This window comes from Moraxella tetraodonis, assembly GCF_022359095.1.
In the GTDB taxonomy this organism is placed as follows: domain Bacteria; phylum Pseudomonadota; class Gammaproteobacteria; order Pseudomonadales; family Moraxellaceae; genus Faucicola; species Faucicola tetraodonis.
Window position 1 is genome coordinate 175392 of record NZ_JACSYB010000001.1, and the last position, 16690, is coordinate 192081.

A 16690-nucleotide genomic window follows, 5' to 3' on the forward strand; every position below is an offset into this window, starting at 1 on the left:
TAATTAAGGAGCTTAAATGAGTTTGACATTGACACTAGCGACCGCGCTTAAAAAAACGGTCAAGAACAGCTATCACGTGGTATTGGTAGATGACAATAGCCAAACTATGGGGCAACTAACGAGCGAACTACAAACCGCTGTCAGTCGCTTGATTGAAGCGAGTCGTTTTAAGGGTAAGCTTGCCGATACCGCAATCAATTATGGTACTGACAACAATGTGGGTTTATTGTTGGTTGGCGTGGGCAGTCAAGATAAATTAAACGGCGGTAGCTTGCAAAAAATTGCCAAAGCAATTTATGCAAGTTTGAGTCGTCTTACCAAATCTGCGGTGATTAGTTTAGGCGATAGTATGGATGAAGTGAGTTTTGGTCAGTTGGCATTAGCCCTGTTAAATCAAAGCTATACCTTTGATATTTATAAATCGCAAAAAGCGGATAAACCGACGCTAAAAGACGTGACCTTATTGGTCAGCGCAGACAACCAAGCCGCGTTTGACGCCCTGCTACAGCTGCAACAGGCAACTGCCCAAGGTCAATCACTCACCAAAGATTTGGCAAATCAGCCACCGAATGTATGTTTCCCTGCCTATCTTGCAGAGCAAGCGCAAAACTTGGCAAATCAATACCCAGAGCTATTGACGGTCAAAGTACTGGGTGAAAAAGACATGCAGCAATTAGGGATGAACTGCTTTTTGGCAGTCGCTCGCGGCTCCGCGCATGAAGCTAAGCTAGTATTACTTGAGTACAATGGCAAAGCCGCCAAAAAAGACAAAACCAGCAAAACCAAAGGCAAAAAATCAAGCCTAGAGCAACCGATTGTACTTGTAGGTAAAGGCATCACCTTTGACAGTGGTGGTATCTCACTCAAACCAGGTCTGGGCATGGGTGAGATGAAATACGACATGGGCGGTGCAGCGGCAGTCATGGGCATGATTAAAGCGCTATGTGAAGCGCGTCTACCGCTGCAAGTCGTTGGCGCACTCGCTTGTGCGGAGAATATGCCATCAGGAACAGCGACTCGCCCTGGCGATATCGTCACCGCCATGAATGGTAAAACCGTCGAAATCCTCAATACTGATGCCGAAGGTCGTTTGGTACTATGCGACACCTTGGTATATGTACAGCGCTATCAGCCAAAAGTGATTATCGACATGGCAACCTTGACTGGGGCATGTATCGTGGCGCTGGGTTATGTGCGCTCAGGTTTATACAGTAACAATGAAGATGTGATTTTTGAGCTTGAACAAGCTAGCGAATCAGCGTATGACCGTGTTTGGCACATGCCACTGGATGATGACTACCAAGAGCAGCTTAAATCCAACATGGCAGATATGCAAAACATTGGCGGTATGCCGGCAGGGTCAGTCACAGCGGCGTGTTTTTTATCGAAGTTTGTCGAAGATATCCCTTGGGCGCACTTGGATATTGCAGGGACAGCGTGGCAGTCGGGCAAAGAGCCAACCGCAACGGGTCGTCCAGTACCGCTATTGATGCATTATCTTTATCGCCAAGCTGCCCAAGATGCGGTCTAGGTGATAGGACGCTGACCCCTAATGATGGCATCACAAATTAGTTTTTATATTTTGTCCCCGCAAAAAAAACAGCTGGCGTTCGTCTGCCAGCTGATTTCAACTGTGCTGACCAAAAGCGAGGATAGCATTATCGTGGTGGCAGCGTCCGAGCTACTACCCACACTTGATGACCGATTATGGTCATTGAGTGATGTGGCGTTTATTCCCCATCAAATTATCCAGCAACTTGATGCCTTTTATCACCAAAAACTCCCTGCCAGTGTGGTACTTACTGATAATATCGAACTTGTCACCCAATTTGATGGCGTCGTCATCAATCTCACTAACGAAGCAATTGTAGATACCCAAGCTAGCCGCCTGCTAGAAGTCATCGACGCCGCCCCCGAACAGGTTGAAAGTGGTCGTCACAAATACCGCGTTTATCAAGCGAAATTACAAGCCCTAGCAACCAGCAGCCAGGCTACCATCCAAGTTTTTCAAATCCGATAACTTCTCTACCCAACACTTTGATAGCTTTAAATTAACAAGTTGACGATTTTAAAAATCATTTATGCAAATTGTTAAAAAATGTTAATATATCAGCCATTTTTGCGGTGAAATATTAAGAGGTTATTATGTTAAAACTTATCCAAGCGTATCAGCGCGTGGGGTTGGTGCCTTTGATTGTGATTGGATTGATACTTGGTATCTTAGTCGGTTCACTAGCCAATCCAACTATCATCGGCGGTTTATCGATGAGTGTGGCGCAAACCATCTCAATTTTGGGTGCGTTGTTTGTCGGTGCGTTAAAAGCGATTGCACCGTTGTTGGTGTTTATCTTAATCATTGCCGCTATCAGTCAGCATAAATCAGGCACTCAGGTCAATGTCCGCTCAACCTTGGTACTGTATATGGCAGGTACGTTCTTGGCAGCTTTGACGGCGGTAGTAGCAAGCTTTTTATTCCCAACCGAATTGATTTTAAAAGCCGGTGAAGTTGGTCAGACGCCACCGTCATCTTTAGCAGAAGTGATAAAAGCACTATTGACCAACATGGTGGAAAATCCTGTCAAATCGATCGTCAATGCCAACTACATGGGCGTGCTTTCTTGGGCGGCGATTTTGGGTCTTGCCTTGCGCCATGCCTCAGACCATACCAAGCAAATGATTAACGATTTGGCAGAAGCGGTCTCAAGCGTGGTCAAATGGGTAATTTGGTTTGCGCCATTTGGCGTTTTTGGCTTGGTGACACAAACCATCGCTGAAACGGGTCTGTCGGTGTTATTAAGTTATGCCCGTTTGTTAGCGGTGTTGGTCGGCTCTATGGTGTTTATCGCTTTAGTTGTAAACCCATTAATTGTATTTGTCAAAACCCGCAAAAATCCTTATCCACTGGTATTTACCTGTCTTAAAGAAAGTGGCATTACCGCCTTCTTTACTCGCAGTTCAGCCGCCAATATTCCTGTGAATCTAAACCTTGCGCATAAGTTGGGTTTGCATGAAGATACCTATTCAATCACTATTCCGTTAGGTGCCACCATTAATATGGCAGGGGCGGCGATTACCATCAATGTCATGACATTGGCAGCGGCACATACGTTAGGTATTCATGTGGACTTCGGGTCTGCGCTGTTGTTAGCGGTGGTATCTACCTTAGCTGCGGCGGGGGCATCGGGTGTTGCAGGGGGTTCATTGCTATTGATACCATTGGCCTGTAGTTTCTTTAATATTCCTGATACCATTGCCATGCAGGTAGTCGCGATTGGCTTTATTATTGGGGTGGTACAAGACTCGGTTGAGACAGCACTCAACTCGTCAACGGACGTGTTATTCACCGCGGCCGCGGATCCTAAATACGCTTATCATCGTTAACGGTTGCTAAAGATTTTGAGCCATATAACGATAAAAAAGGAACAATAACAAAGGGTATCAAGCGTGTCTTTTTTATTGACCAAATAATCAATCCACTAATTAGCCACAAAAAAAGATGCCACGCAGGCATCTTTTTTTATAAAAATTGTTTAACAATTAGCGATTATGGGTTTACTACAACGGGTACAGTTTGTACGTCAACAGGTACAGTTGTCGTTGTTGAGGCAATCGCTGTATTGTCATCAACCGGTTGCACGGTGACCGATTGAACCGCAGGACCTGTTTGGGTAACTTGCGCTACAGGCACCACCCTAGGATTTGACTGGGCATTTCTAGGCGCAGCGGGCGCAACAGATTTGTTGCTGCTTTCGTCGATTTTTAGTTCAGCTGGGATATCAATGTTTACTTCGCTCGTTCTTTTAGTCGCTTTGGTGCCTTTTTTAGCCGTGGCTGAAGCTTTTGCGCTGTGAGTATTTTTCGATGCTTTTGTTGATTTTTGAGTGGTGGCTTTTTGTGGTTTTGCTTTTGCCGTGGCTACATTTTTGTGTGTGGTCGTCGATTTGGTCGTAGTCGTTACTTTGGTCGCTGCTTGGGCACTCACGGTAAGACCTGTTGCTATGACTAATGCAGTAAGTGTTGTGGCTAACTTTTTCATAATTTTTTCCTCATTGTTGATTGCTATACTTGTGTCTATAGTTATTCTATAGTTATATAGGTAGTTAGTATAATTCCCAAATATGACAGTATTATAAAGAGAATCACTGTTAAGGGAATACTAAAAGCCTAGATGCCATTATAAAACAATCATCGGCCGCAACAATGTAAGGATTAGGGACAAAATGTTGAGAATACGTAAACAAATCCTAATGCCATTAAGGAAGTCATTCGGTGGCGTTAACAATCAGTGAGATTGTCAATGCAAGCTACAGCTACATTAACACAGCATTGCAATACTTACTAATGCTTACCAGAAGCATGAACATCATTAACCATGCATGGTTTTTTTTGCACTTTGTTATACACAGGCTATGAGAAAGCCACAAACCTTACAAAAGTGCTCGTTACAACGCTATAGAATTATTTTAATATGTACTCATGCAATAAAGCATAGGTTAACAGGCTTTAACTAAAACTAAAATGTAAAGTGTTAAAGTATCTAAATGCAAAATGTCTAACTGCAGCGCATGACATTTAAAACAATAAAAAAAAGGAGAGTTATCATGTTTCGTTGGGCTATTATTTTTGCGGTAATCGCACTCATTGCGAGTTTCTTAGGGTTTGGTGGTGTCGCAGGACTATCAGCAAACTTGGCATATGTATTCTTGGCAGTGGCGGTGATTTTATTCATTGTCGCCTTTATTAGCCGAAAAGTTTAAATCCGACGTTGCAAAATCGCAAAGTTTCACAACGTTTTAATAAGTTAAGATAGGTCGATTTAACTGGGTATGGTTTTATCGAATACGCTTAAAATAACCTTTTAATAGATAAAAACACGTTTGTTTGATGCAACGTGTTAAAAATTAAAAGGTTATTTTTTTTTATCAGAATTTTCATTCAAATATAGCTTTGCCTCGTACGCCAGCAATGCCAGTAAGGCAACCAAAAATGGCATGATGTAATACAGTAATCTAAAAATCAATAATACCGCCAGCATCTGCGTCCGATCGACTTTTGGCAAAGCCGTAATCATGACCACTTCAAATACGCCCAATCCCCCAGGGACATGACTTAAGATGCCGATTGCCATTGATTGAATAAACGCAGAAAAGGTCGCCCAATAGCTGATATGCTCAGAAGGTGGCAACAGTAAGTACAGTACCAACGCCACGGTACTTAAATCTAAAATGGCAATCGCAATCTGTTGCAGCACAATTTTGGCGGGCGGTAAGTCAAAGCGCCAACCGCGAATCACCACATGTTTGCCTTGCCTGCCAGCATATACAATAATCGCAGCAATCATACTTAACATGGTGATGCCAAGCACCCGTACATAAAAAGTATGCTCAAAGATGCCAAGGGATTTATCCAGTTCAGATAATAGTTGAATGGTAATCTCTGGATGGCTAGTCAAAGACGCCCCAATCAACGTGGTAATACCAAAGGTAAATGCCATTGACACCATCCAGACGATGTTGGCAATTTCATTATGAGTCAGATTAAAACGGCGATAGTTACGATAACGGATACCACTCGCGGTGACAAGATTGAGTCCAATGGTGTGACTAATGGCATAAGCGGTAAAAGAGGTGAGGGCGACATGGCGGTAATCAAGTTTTTTGCCGATTTGGCGGAGCGCAATAAAATCATAAATGGTGAGTACTAAATAACCAAAAGCCACCACGATGGCGGCGATAATAAGATGGAAGGTAGGAATATGCGCGATAGCGTCTAGAACGTCTTGATAGTGCACAGTTTTGGTCAAATGATAAAGCGCACGAATTGCCATAAAGAAAATCAATACCGTAATCGCTGTTAATGCAAGTCGCCAAACCTGCTTAAACCAAGAGCTATTCATGCATTCAACCTAATTTTTTTTAGTAGACATTACAATCATTTAATCAATTAATCGTCAACATTACTTTCATTATCTTCAAACAATGTTAAATTCAGCTCGTCATCTTGCGCAGTAGGGGTTTGGTGCGCCAAACGCTCGGCACGCAGTCGTTTGAGTCTTCGAATAGTCAATAACTTAAGTACTTGCCGCTTTTGCGAGTCATTCATCATTAGCCAAAGGTCACGCTCGGTACGATTGCGCAAACAGCCTTTACAATACCCTTGTTTATCTAGCTCGCAGACTTGAATACAAGGACTGGCAATCTCAAATAACTCTTGCTGCTCCATCGCGGTGATAACTCCTGACGACGCCATGCAAATGGACGAGTAATCCACCTATGCAGAGATAGGGTTAACTGGGCTGAAAATCAAATAACACAGACAAAAAAGTACCACCAAACACGGCTATCTAACTAACACGACAAATTTTAACGTGTTGAAACCTCGCATCATGGCTATTTTAGCCAAGCAATGCTAAGATTAAATGTTAGCCAAACCAACAACAGTCGATATGATAATTTACTATAATTAAAAAATAGCGAGAAAACCATGCAAATTGTGTATATTCACGGACTTGATAGCAATCCAAATGCCGAAAAAGCGCAAAAACTCAAAGATTTTTGTGCCAAAAATTTCCCACAAATCAAAGTTGTTGCGCCCGATTTGAATCGTTCACCCAATGAGTCGATTGCTTTAATCCAAGAAATTATTGCCAAAGACCCCAATACAGGTTTGGTCGGTAGTTCGCTCGGTGGATTTTATGGCAATATTTTGGCAAATTTGACAGGTAAAAAAACGGTATTGCTCAATCCAAGTGTGCACAGTGGCACAAGTCTCAAGCGTTTTTTTGGGGAAGATTTTGACGGTTTGCCCGATGATTATATCGGTCACGTGACCCCCGATGGTTGGCATATTAGTAAAAAAGATATTGAGTGGCTGGTAGCAAATCGCCCCGAACAATCGCTCAATCCGCAGAATTTATTGGTAATCTTGAAAAAAGGCGATGAGTTGCTCAATTTCCAAGATGCGGTCAATTATTTTAGTCAAAGCGCTTTGGAAAAAAGCAATGCCCAAAGCCATATCATTGTGGAAGAGGGTGGCGACCATGTGATGAGTGATTTTGAAACCAAACTACCGCAAATCATACTGTTCTTGTTCGGCTTGCCGCTGATTAAATGATAATTATTCGAGATTATCATCCACAAGATAGTAAAGCATTAGCCAAAATTTTTGAAAATGCGATTTTGGCAATCGATAATCGTATTTATTCAACCAGTCAAAAACAATCATGGATTGGCAATCATTCAGATGAGTTTTGGCAACATCGATTTGAAAAGACGTTGCCATTTATGGCTGTGATTGGCGATAGGGTAGTAGGGTTTATTGAGTTTGGTTTTGATGATGGGATTGGTGAGATTGATTGTTTTTATATCGAGCCAAAATTTCAACAGCAAGGTGTCGGGCAAGCGTTGTTTGAAAAGGTTTTAAGCGTTGCCAAAGGAAATAATGTCTATCAGATTAACGTGAGTGCTTCACATATCGCTAAGCCGTTTTTTGAGAAACAAGGGTTTAAAACGGTTCAAAAAAATTCGGTCGAAAGGTCAGGCGTTATCCTAGAAAATTGGTTGATGGTTTTACAGTTTCTTGATTAAAAGGTTAGTCGATGGAAATAGAAATTCGTGGTAATGAAATTTTTTCAGATAAAGATTTTCACAATCAATTAGCTAAAGCATTAAATGTTGAACAGTATTATGGTAAAAATTTAGATGCACTCTGGGATTTATTAAGTTTTAATATTGAAAGACCACTAATTATTATTTGGCAAAATTCTGATATATCCAAACACAATATAGGCGAAGATTTTGAAAAAATTACTGATGTTTTACAAAGAGTTAAAGACCATGATGAAAAGTTAGATTGGCAACAAAAATTTGATTTTATTTTGCAGTAAGTCATTTAATTAATTGATTTTTTTAATAGATTAAAAATCTAAATCTGAAATTTTATAAGAGTAAAAGATGTCATACACCAGCCAAAGTTTAGAAGTATTAGAAGGTCTTGACCCGGTACGCCGCCGCCCCGGCATGTACACTGACACCACCCGCCCCAACCACTTGGCACAAGAAGTCATCGACAATTCGGTGGACGAAGCGCTTGCAGGTCACGCCAAAAACATTACTGTCATTCTACACACCGACGGCTCTCTGTCAGTCGAAGATGACGGACGTGGCATGCCGACCGACATTCACCCCGAATTTAACCAATCGGGCATTGAATTGATTCTGACACGCCTACACGCAGGCGGTAAATTTTCTACCGACAACTACCAAGTCTCAGGCGGTCTGCATGGCGTGGGGATTTCAGTCGTCAATGCCTTATCGCACAAAGTCGATGTCACGGTGTGGCGAAATGGCGAAGCATTCACCATGCAATTTGTTGATGGTAATGCGGTTGCTCCGCTTGCCATTGCTCAAGCTAGCAACAAGAAAAAACGTGGCACACTCGTGCGGTTTTGGGTCAATGAAACATACTTTGATTCACCAAAATTCAACATCAAACAACTCAAACACCATCTTAAAGCCAAAGCCGTGTTATCGGCAGGGCTGACCATCACTTTTATCAATGACATTGACGGCGACAAAGACGTTTGGCAATTTACCGATGGGCTATCGCAATATCTCACCGAGCAACTGTTCGAAGAAATCACCCTGCCAGAACAGCCATTCGTGTTTAATTACGACGCCAAAAAAGGCGAGCGAGCAGGCTTAAGTTTTGCCATTTGTTGGCTTAGCGAGGGTGGTACGCCTGTACAAGAAAGCTACGTTAACTTGATTCCTACAGCACAAGGTGGCACCCACGTCAATGGACTACGCACAGGCATTACTGACGCGTTAAAAGAATTTTGTGAACTGCACAATCTACTGCCGCGCAATGTCAAACTCGCTCCTGAAGATGTGTGGGATGGGGTCAATTATATTTTATCGCTAAAATTCTCCGAACCGCAATTTAGCGGACAGACCAAAGAGCGCTTATCGAGCCGAGAAGCGGCGGGCGTGGTACAAGCCTTTGCCAAAGATGGCTTTAGCTTGTGGCTCAATCAAAACTCAGAGATTGCCAAACAAATCGCTGAATTGGCGATTAACAAAGCGGGCAAACGGCTAAAATCTGCCAAAAAAGTTGAGCGTAAAAAAATCACCCAAGGACCGGCACTGCCAGGCAAATTGGCGGATTGTCGCGGTGATTTGCGAGATGGCGCAGAGCTGTTTTTGGTGGAAGGGGACTCGGCAGGTGGCTCGGCAAAACAAGCCCGTGACCGTCACTTCCAAGCGATTATGCCCCTGCGAGGCAAGATTTTAAACACGTGGGAAGTGTCGCCCGATACGGTGCTTGCCAGTGAAGAAATCCACAACATCGCCATTGCCATTGGCGTTGATCCTGATTCGGACGATTTGAGCGAACTGCGTTATGATAAAATCTGTATTTTGGCAGATGCCGATTCGGATGGACTGCATATTGCTACGCTGCTGTGTGCGCTGTTTGTCAAACACTTTAAAGCAGTCGTTGATGCTGGGCATTTGTATGTCGCTATGCCACCACTATACCGCATTGATATTGGTAAAGAGGTGGAGTACGCCCTTGATAATGACGAGCTTGAGCAAATCTTGAAAAAAGTGGCAAAAAATAAAAAGCCGCAAATTACCCGTTTTAAAGGGTTGGGCGAGATGAGTGCCGAACAGCTACGTGAAACCACGATGAATCCTGATACGCGACGTTTGGTGCAGCTAGACCTTGATGACCCAACTGCGACCGATAGCGTGATGGATATGCTGCTTGCCAAAAAACGCGCCAGCGACCGTAAAACATGGCTTGAGCAAAAAGGCGATTTGGCGGAAATTGGGGTTTAATGGCTAGGCAAAAATGATTGATGTTAAGCCTACAATGATAGCGCGTACATTTGAAGGTGTATGGCTATAAGCTACATTTGCACATTATCAAGTAGATAAATCCTATGACGCTTTAGACTTTTCAAAAGAAAATGACGCTCGTGATGCGATTTATCAACTTTCTCCTTCAGCCTAACATCTAACATGGGGCAAATCCGCGAATATGACTAAACTGTTGATTACCCTGCTTTTATTCTTTATCACCGCCATTGCCGAGATTGTCAGTTGTTATCTTGGCTATCTGATGCTCAAACAGCACAAACCGCTTTGGCTCATTGTACCTATGACCATCACGCTTGCTCTGTTCGTATGGTTACTGACCCTTCATCCCACCGCGACAGGACGAGTGTATGCCGCATATGGTGGCATCTATATCGCGACGGCTTTGATATGGCTAAAATTTGTCGATGGCGTTTCTCTGACACACTGGGACAGCATTGGCGGTTTAGTAATATTGTTGGGCGCAACTGTTATTATCCTGCAGCCCAAAAGTTTATTATAAATTCCTCCAATCAACAAATTTGCTAATTTCAGTGAACTAATGTAAACTGAAAATTTTAGCCTAGTATCTTAATTTTAGTATCTCAAAGAGTATATTCATGGATATCAACCAAACGCCAGTAGACCCTAGCCAATTTGGGTCTAACGTGCCGCGCCGTCATGACCCCAAAATTGCCAAACTTGCCGCAAAATACTTACAAATAACAGGTTGGCAAGTGGTCGGTGACGTACCTGATGTCAAACAACTGGTGATGCTCGCTGCCCCGCACACCTCCAATGAAGATGGCTGGAATGCGGTCATGGGTATTTTATCGGTTGGCATTGATTTTAAATTGATGGGTAAAAAAGAGCTGTTTCGTCTCCCCCTCATCGGGTCTTTCTTAAAATGGGGTGGGATGATTTCGATTGACCGTCAGAAAAAAGGTTCAACTTTGCAGGCGGCCATTGAGCAATTTAACCAACAAGAGCAGCTTTGGTTAGGGTTGGCACCTGAAGGGACACGCAGTTATACCGAAAAATGGAAAACAGGGTTTTATCATATTGCTGTAGGGGCGGGCGTACCCATTTTACCGATTGCGATGGACTATAACACCAAGCAAATGCGCTTTATGCCCTTGTTTTACCCAACAGGCGACTATGACGCCGATTTACCCAAAATTTTAGAAAATTATCGCGGCGTCAAAGGCAAATACTTTGAGAAAATGTCACAGCCGTTACAAGATTTGCATGGCTAACTGTCTTAGCTACCCCATAAATTTCTCATGCTGTTTTTATGTTGAGCTACTTTTAGTTAAGGTAGCTTTATGCCAACGGCTTAACAAGCCTGCTGTCACATTCATCCCATTTATCATTAGCGGGCTGATAGGGTAAAAAAAGGGTAAAAATGCGGTATGAAAGTCCTTCTGCTGCCGATACGGTCAATAAAAGGGTATCGAGGTAAAGACCGTTTTGCTATCGCCGCTATTTGCCCACAAAAAAACCTAAACCTGACGATGCCATAGGTTTTACAAACTATTTCTGCTATGATAGATACAATTTTTTAGTAGTTATTAGACCTTAATTGGACATATCAGATAGGAAATTTTATGAGCAATAATACAGTTCCCGTATTGGCAGCAGTTGTGTTAGGTGCTTTGGCATTATCACCCGTTTTTATCAAAAGTTTTGGCAATGACCCACAAGTAGCCGCCATTGGTAGCCGTCAGTTGGCGGGTAATTCAGCCGCTATCAATGCCCAAAGCAGTGAAGTGGCAAAAGTAGGTTATAGCCTAGGTTATATGATGGGTCAAAACGTCAAAAAAGACGCCAAAGACCTCAATCCTGCTGATATCAATCAAGGTATCAATGACGGTTTCAATGGCAAAACATCGACCATGACCCGTGAAGAAATGATTAAAGTGGTACAAACCTATGAGCAAAACCAAATCCAAAAACGCCTACAAGACAACCAAAGCAAAGGTGAGGCTTTCTTAGCGCAAAATGCTAAAAAAGCGGGTGTCAAAACTACCGCGTCTGGCTTGCAGTATGAAGTGCTTAAAGAAGGTACCGGCGCGCAGCCAAAAGCCACAGATATCGTAGCAGTACAATATGAAGGTAAATTGCTAGACGGTAACGTGTTTGATAGCACCGCTCAGCATGGCGGTCAACCTGCGGTATTCCCGCTTAACCAAGTTATCCCGGGTTGGACTGAAGGCTTACAATTGATGAAAGAAGGCGGCAAATATCGCTTCTACATTCCATCAAAACTCGCTTACGGTGAGCAAGGTGCCCCCCAAGGTGGGATTGAGCCAAATAGTGTGCTCATCTTTGATGTTGATTTGCTAAAAGTCAATCCACCGGCTGATGCCGCACAGCCTGCCGCAGCAGATATCCAAGCCCAATTACAACAACAAATTGAATCCATGCAGTCAGCTTCTCAACCTGCTCAATAGGTGGGGTTGGTATCAGATAGGTGATCTCAATCAGCTGGGCAAGCGCAACTATCGAATTCGCTCGCCCTACTCATCGGCACGATGGCAAAGGAACATCACAATGATTTTAGGATATAAAAAAGTAAGTTTAGAGACTGGCATCGCTACTGGCATGCTGTTAGCGGTTACGTCAATCAGTGCAAATGCCGCACCGGCCAGCACTGGTACAAACAAAGTTGCGTCCTCTGTTTATGTACCAAAATCAACAGTAACGGCAACTAGCCCAGCATTGGCACAAGTCGGCTATAGCTTTGGCTATCTGATGGGTGAGAGCAACAAAGACAGTATTGATGACTTAAATCTTGATGCGTTTTTTCAGGGATTTCGAGATGCCTACTCAGCGCAGTCGCCCAATCTTGACAAAAAGCAAATGCAAAAAGTATTGCTAGACTATCAAAAAAACAAAGAAATTGCCTATGCCAAAGAAGTACAAGCGTTAGCAGCTAGCAATGCGGCAAAAGGCAAACAGTTCTTGTTAGAAAACGGCAAAAAATCAGGCGTGAAGACTACCGCGTCGGGTCTACAATACCAAGTGCTAACACAAGGGAAGGGCAAATCGCCTAAAGCGACGGACAAAGTCAAAGTCCACTATGAAGGTCGCTTGATTGACGGTACAATTTTTGACAGCTCTTATAAACGCGGCGAACCTGTGACTTTCCCACTCAACCAAGTGATTAAAGGTTGGACAGAAGGGCTACAGTTGATGAAAGAAGGGGGTAAATACCGTCTGTTTGTCCCCGCTAATTTGGGGTATGGCGAAGCAGGTAATGCTGATATTGAACCCAACAGCGTGTTGATTTTTGATATTGAGCTGTTACAAGTCAACCCAACTGTGACCCAACCCGTCAAACTTTAAGAAGTTTTCTCCAGTTGGCTATAAAAAAACGCTCATATTTCTATTGAGCGTTTTTTATGGGATGGCTTGAAAAGCGTACCTTTAAAGTACCTTTTTTAATACTTTAGAATTGCGAGTATTGTCATAAAAGGCATAGCGGTCAGCCGGTAGCGATTCAGCAGGGACTTCCATAAACCCATGCTCGACAAACCAATGCGCGGTGCGAGTAGTCAAGACATAGAGTTCATGAATGCCGCGGCTACGCGCTTGTTGCTCTAAGAATGCGATCAAATCTGCGCCACGGCTACCATTGCGATAATCGGGATGGACAGCCACACAAGCCACTTCCGCGGCTTGGTCGTTGAGTGGGTATAAAGCCGCGCAGCCTAATACCATGCCATCACGCTCAATCACGCTAAAGTTTTCGATATCGCTCTCTAAACGCTCACGTGAACGACGGACCAAAATACCTTGTTCTTCGAGTGGCTCTAGCAGTTCAATCAAACCTACCACATCATCGATATCGGCACGGCGAATTTCTTCATACGGGTCATGGGATATCAGCGTCCCTGAGCCATCACGGGTAAATAACTCTTCAAGCAGTGCGCCATCTTTGGCATAGGAGATGATATGGGTACGGTGGATACCGTATTGACAAGCATCGCTGGCTGCCCGTAAGAAACGCGCGATTTCTGAGCTTTCAGGAACATCACGTAAGAAGCGTGTCACTTCATGCGGAATCATCTCTTTAAGCAGGTGAGTGCCATCTTTATAGATACCTGTTTGCTCACCCAAGAAAATTAATTTATCCGCTTTTAGGCTAATCGCCGCTTGTAGCGCCACATCTTCAGCTAACAGGTTAAATACTTCGCCTGTCGCAGAATAGCCCATACTGCCCAAAATCACCACATGGTCATGGATTAAATTATTGTGGATGGCTTCGGCATCAATCGCGCGGACTTCTCCAGTAAATTGATAATCGATGCCATTACGGATACCGTAAGGACGGGCGGTGACGAAGTTGCCTGAGATTGCATCAATACGAGAGCCATACATCGGCGAGTTGGCAAGTCCCATCGATAGCTGCGCTTCAATTTGCAGGCGAATTGAGCCAACGGCTTTTAGGATGTACGGCATGGCTTCTTTTGTGGTGATGCGCACATCATCTGCCATCGGTGTTTCGATATGGTTCTCGGCAAGATTGGCGTCAATTTGCGGACGCGCACCGTGGACGAGTACGAGCTTAATACCAAGACTATGCAGCAGCGCAAAATCATGAATCAAATGGCTAAAATTGTCGTGATTAACTGCTTCGCCATTGAACATAATGACAAAGGTCTTGCCACGATGGGTGTTGATATAGGGCGCAAAGTTACGAAACCATAATACATAAGGCGGGGTAACATAAGCAGGGGTTGTGGCAGCGGCATTTTGTTGGGCAGTATTGGGTAAATCAATCATAGCGTGATAGGCAAGTATAGGGTTATTATCAGTCATGGTTTCGCCATCGGCAAGCGGTGCATTGCCATGGGTAAAACTTGCTGAAGTATCGGTTGAAGTTGGCATGATAACAGTAGACATGATAAAAAAAAGTAGACGTACAAACAGCGCACGATAAAGTTTTTGTCTCTTTTAATTAAACATACATGTAAGTTTAACAGCGTGATTGCGATACATCGCTCAGAGACTAACGATAAGGCTATCAATAAACCTTACAAAATACAATAGTTAATCTTACTGATTTTGGCTGCGCTGTTTGTATTTAGTAAATTCATCGCGCAACTTTCAACTTGCTAGTGAGTTAAATTGTAAAGTTTGTTATGCTAATCTATAGTCGAGCCTTAACCTATTTGACCACCCAATCAGCGGTGTATGCCAACCTGCCAAAAAAAGAGAATACGCTAGCACCCGCTGACACAACAATTTTGAACATTTGAAAATCATGATTTAATGGAGAATATTCATGCAAAAGCTTTCAGTATTCGCGCTAATGACCGCCTCACTTGGCGCATCAGCCACCGCAATGGCTGTGCTACCAACGGTGGCATTAGACCCTGTTGATAGTAGTCAAGCAGCGCCTATCTCAGCGTCAGTTGCTGGTCAAGTTCAAACCCGCATTTTAGCCTCTGTTGTTGGTCAGGATCCACAAGGTCAAGAAGTATTAAGCCCCGTCAATGCACAAACGCGCCTTGCATCTGGCAACGTCGTAGAGTATCGCGGCTACTTAACCAATAACAGCCCTGACCGTATCCGCAACATGAAAGTAACCATGAACATCCCAGCCAATATGGAATTAGTGAGCACGAGCGATGTGGAGCCAACCCGTGCGTTTGGTAGTATGGACGGTGCCAATTTTCAATATATGCCACTAAAGACCAACATGAATGGCGTGCTACAGAACCTACCGATGGCTTACTATAAAGCCATACAATGGGATGTACCAGGTTTGGGTCTTAATGAGGTAGCGATGGTAAAGTATCGTTTAAAAGTAAAATAATAAGCGCTCAATACCTAGAAGCAATGCCTAGAAGGGCTCAACGCATAAAACCGCTCGAAGCGTAGCACTGCTCAATGAATGAGCGGTTTTTTTATTTACAATTTTTGAAACTTGCCGATTTTTTGCTCAATATCGCTGAGCTTTGCTAAGGTTGCAATTTCCCCTGCTTTTATCGTCGCCTCTCTGGCTACGGTATTGGTCGTGCCAATATCACCAACGGCTGGGCGTATCACCACGTCCGCCAATTTGATTTCAGCAGCATTTGCTTGATTGGGGATGACGGCAAATGTCTTATCCAGTAGCGCCCAAAAATCTTGTGGATGGCTGTTTTTTGGCGGGCTTGAAACATCTACCGCGATGATAATATCTGCGCCCATTTGTTTGGCAGTTTGCACAGGCACAAGGCTTGTCAGACCGCCATCGCCATAGCGTTTATTGTTGATACGTGGCGGTACAAAAACGCCATACACGCTACTGGACGCACGCACAGCAAGACCGGTATTGCCTTTATCAAAGACGGCTTTTTGCTTGGTGGTTAAATCGGTGGCGACACTGGCAAAACGGATGGGGAGTTTTTCAATCGGTTTATTATCGACTTGGGTATTGACCCAGTTTTGTAATTTGATGCCTTCGATAAAGCCTTGTTTGCTCCAGCTATAATCGAGCAATTCATTATTGCTAACATGGGTCGCGATGTCTTCAAGTTCGCTAGCGGACTTGCCACTGGCGTATAAACTACCGACTAGACTGCCGCTACTGGTACCGACAATTAAGTCGGGGGTGATGCCATTTTTTTCCAGTACCTTGATGACGCCGACATGAGCAAAACCTTTGGCACCGCCACCGCCTAATACAAGGGCGATTTTGGGTTTTGTTGATGGTTGAACGGGTGGTTTTATAGGTTGAGTGGGTATCACTGGCGTTTGGGTGCAGGCGGGGAGTGTAAAGTAAATGCTAGTAGTTATCAGGGCAAAAAAAGAAAGCGGTTTCATAGCAAGCCTAATCAATC

General features: G+C 43.7%; 18 protein-coding genes. 13 read left to right on the forward strand and 5 right to left on the reverse strand.

The window, feature by feature from the left end:
* Positions 1-16 precede the first annotated feature (16 nt).
* The 3 genes from H9W84_RS00795 to sstT all read left to right on the forward strand — a co-directional run bounded on the left by H9W84_RS00795 (position 17) and on the right by sstT (position 3381).
* Positions 17-1531 carry a leucyl aminopeptidase gene (locus tag H9W84_RS00795; protein WP_239741265.1) on the forward strand — a complete coding sequence of 505 codons (1515 nt, stop codon included), beginning with the start codon at positions 17-19 and terminating at the stop codon, positions 1529-1531.
* 21 nt (positions 1532-1552) lie between these two features.
* Positions 1553-2020: a DNA polymerase III subunit chi gene (locus H9W84_RS00800; protein WP_239741268.1), complete on the forward strand. Its 468-nt coding sequence runs from the start codon at positions 1553-1555 to the stop codon at positions 2018-2020.
* 125 nt (positions 2021-2145) lie between these two features.
* Positions 2146-3381, forward strand: a complete 1236-nt coding sequence (sstT, locus tag H9W84_RS00805; RefSeq protein WP_239741270.1) for a serine/threonine transporter SstT — start codon at positions 2146-2148, stop codon at positions 3379-3381.
* Positions 3382-3544: 163 nt separating this feature from the next.
* Here sstT and H9W84_RS00810 read toward each other — a convergent pair whose 3' ends face one another.
* Positions 3545-4036 carry a hypothetical protein gene (locus tag H9W84_RS00810; protein WP_239741272.1) on the reverse strand — a complete coding sequence of 164 codons (492 nt, stop codon included), beginning with the start codon at positions 4034-4036 and terminating at the stop codon, positions 3545-3547.
* A gap of 565 nt (positions 4037-4601) precedes the next feature.
* Here H9W84_RS00810 and H9W84_RS00815 point away from each other — a divergent pair.
* Entirely contained in the window at positions 4602-4757 is a 156-nt protein-coding gene (locus H9W84_RS00815; RefSeq protein WP_065253562.1) for a DUF1328 domain-containing protein, read from the forward strand.
* Positions 4758-4909: 152 nt separating this feature from the next.
* On the opposite strand, the gene H9W84_RS00820 is transcribed toward H9W84_RS00815, so the two are convergent.
* Positions 4910-5896: a putative bifunctional lysylphosphatidylglycerol flippase/synthetase gene (locus H9W84_RS00820; protein ID WP_239741275.1), complete on the reverse strand. Its 987-nt coding sequence runs from the start codon at positions 5894-5896 to the stop codon at positions 4910-4912.
* 47 nt (positions 5897-5943) lie between these two features.
* On the reverse strand, positions 5944-6249 hold the full coding sequence (locus H9W84_RS00825; RefSeq protein ID WP_227716709.1) for a DUF1289 domain-containing protein: 306 nt from the start codon (positions 6247-6249) through the stop codon (positions 5944-5946).
* Positions 6250-6483: 234 nt separating this feature from the next.
* Here H9W84_RS00825 and H9W84_RS00830 point away from each other — a divergent pair, with 234 nt between their 5' ends.
* From H9W84_RS00830 to H9W84_RS00865, 8 genes are all read left to right on the forward strand, one after another.
* Positions 6484-7113 carry a YqiA/YcfP family alpha/beta fold hydrolase gene (locus tag H9W84_RS00830; RefSeq protein ID WP_239741277.1) on the forward strand — a complete coding sequence of 210 codons (630 nt, stop codon included), beginning with the start codon at positions 6484-6486 and terminating at the stop codon, positions 7111-7113.
* Complete coding sequence (locus H9W84_RS00835; RefSeq protein ID WP_239741280.1) at positions 7110-7586, forward strand: GNAT family N-acetyltransferase; 477 nt, start codon at positions 7110-7112, stop codon at positions 7584-7586. Before H9W84_RS00830 ends, H9W84_RS00835 begins: the two co-directional genes overlap by 4 nt.
* Before the next feature lie 11 nt (positions 7587-7597).
* Positions 7598-7885 carry a barstar family protein gene (locus H9W84_RS00840; RefSeq protein ID WP_204155144.1) on the forward strand — a complete coding sequence of 96 codons (288 nt, stop codon included), beginning with the start codon at positions 7598-7600 and terminating at the stop codon, positions 7883-7885.
* Between the two features lie 67 nt (positions 7886-7952).
* Entirely contained in the window at positions 7953-9839 is a 1887-nt protein-coding gene (gene parE / locus H9W84_RS00845) for a DNA topoisomerase IV subunit B (RefSeq protein WP_239741282.1), read from the forward strand.
* Between the two features lie 202 nt (positions 9840-10041).
* Positions 10042-10380 (forward strand): YnfA family protein, encoded by a 339-nt coding sequence (locus H9W84_RS00850; protein ID WP_201665105.1) that lies wholly within the window; start codon positions 10042-10044, stop codon positions 10378-10380.
* Between the two features lie 97 nt (positions 10381-10477).
* A complete protein-coding gene (locus H9W84_RS00855) occupies positions 10478-11113 on the forward strand; it encodes a lysophospholipid acyltransferase family protein (protein WP_138017853.1) in 636 nt (211 codons plus the stop codon).
* A gap of 351 nt (positions 11114-11464) precedes the next feature.
* On the forward strand, positions 11465-12310 hold the full coding sequence (locus H9W84_RS00860) for a BamJ family beta-barrel-assembly machinery protein (protein WP_239741284.1): 846 nt from the start codon (positions 11465-11467) through the stop codon (positions 12308-12310).
* 100 nt (positions 12311-12410) lie between these two features.
* Complete coding sequence (locus tag H9W84_RS00865; protein WP_239741286.1) at positions 12411-13205, forward strand: BamJ family beta-barrel-assembly machinery protein; 795 nt, start codon at positions 12411-12413, stop codon at positions 13203-13205.
* A gap of 81 nt (positions 13206-13286) precedes the next feature.
* Here the strand turns inward: H9W84_RS00865 and argA are convergent, their stop codons facing one another.
* Positions 13287-14645 carry an amino-acid N-acetyltransferase gene (argA, locus tag H9W84_RS00870; RefSeq protein ID WP_065262875.1) on the reverse strand — a complete coding sequence of 453 codons (1359 nt, stop codon included), beginning with the start codon at positions 14643-14645 and terminating at the stop codon, positions 13287-13289.
* Between the two features lie 502 nt (positions 14646-15147).
* Between argA and H9W84_RS00875 the strand changes: the two genes are divergently transcribed.
* The gene (locus H9W84_RS00875) at positions 15148-15681 is read left to right on the forward strand and encodes a hypothetical protein (RefSeq protein ID WP_239741288.1); all 534 of its coding nucleotides are present in this window, start codon (positions 15148-15150) and stop codon (positions 15679-15681) included.
* A gap of 95 nt (positions 15682-15776) precedes the next feature.
* Here the strand turns inward: H9W84_RS00875 and H9W84_RS00880 are convergent, their stop codons facing one another.
* Positions 15777-16673: a patatin-like phospholipase family protein gene (locus H9W84_RS00880; RefSeq protein WP_239741290.1), complete on the reverse strand. Its 897-nt coding sequence runs from the start codon at positions 16671-16673 to the stop codon at positions 15777-15779.
* Positions 16674-16690: the final 17 nt, after the last annotated feature.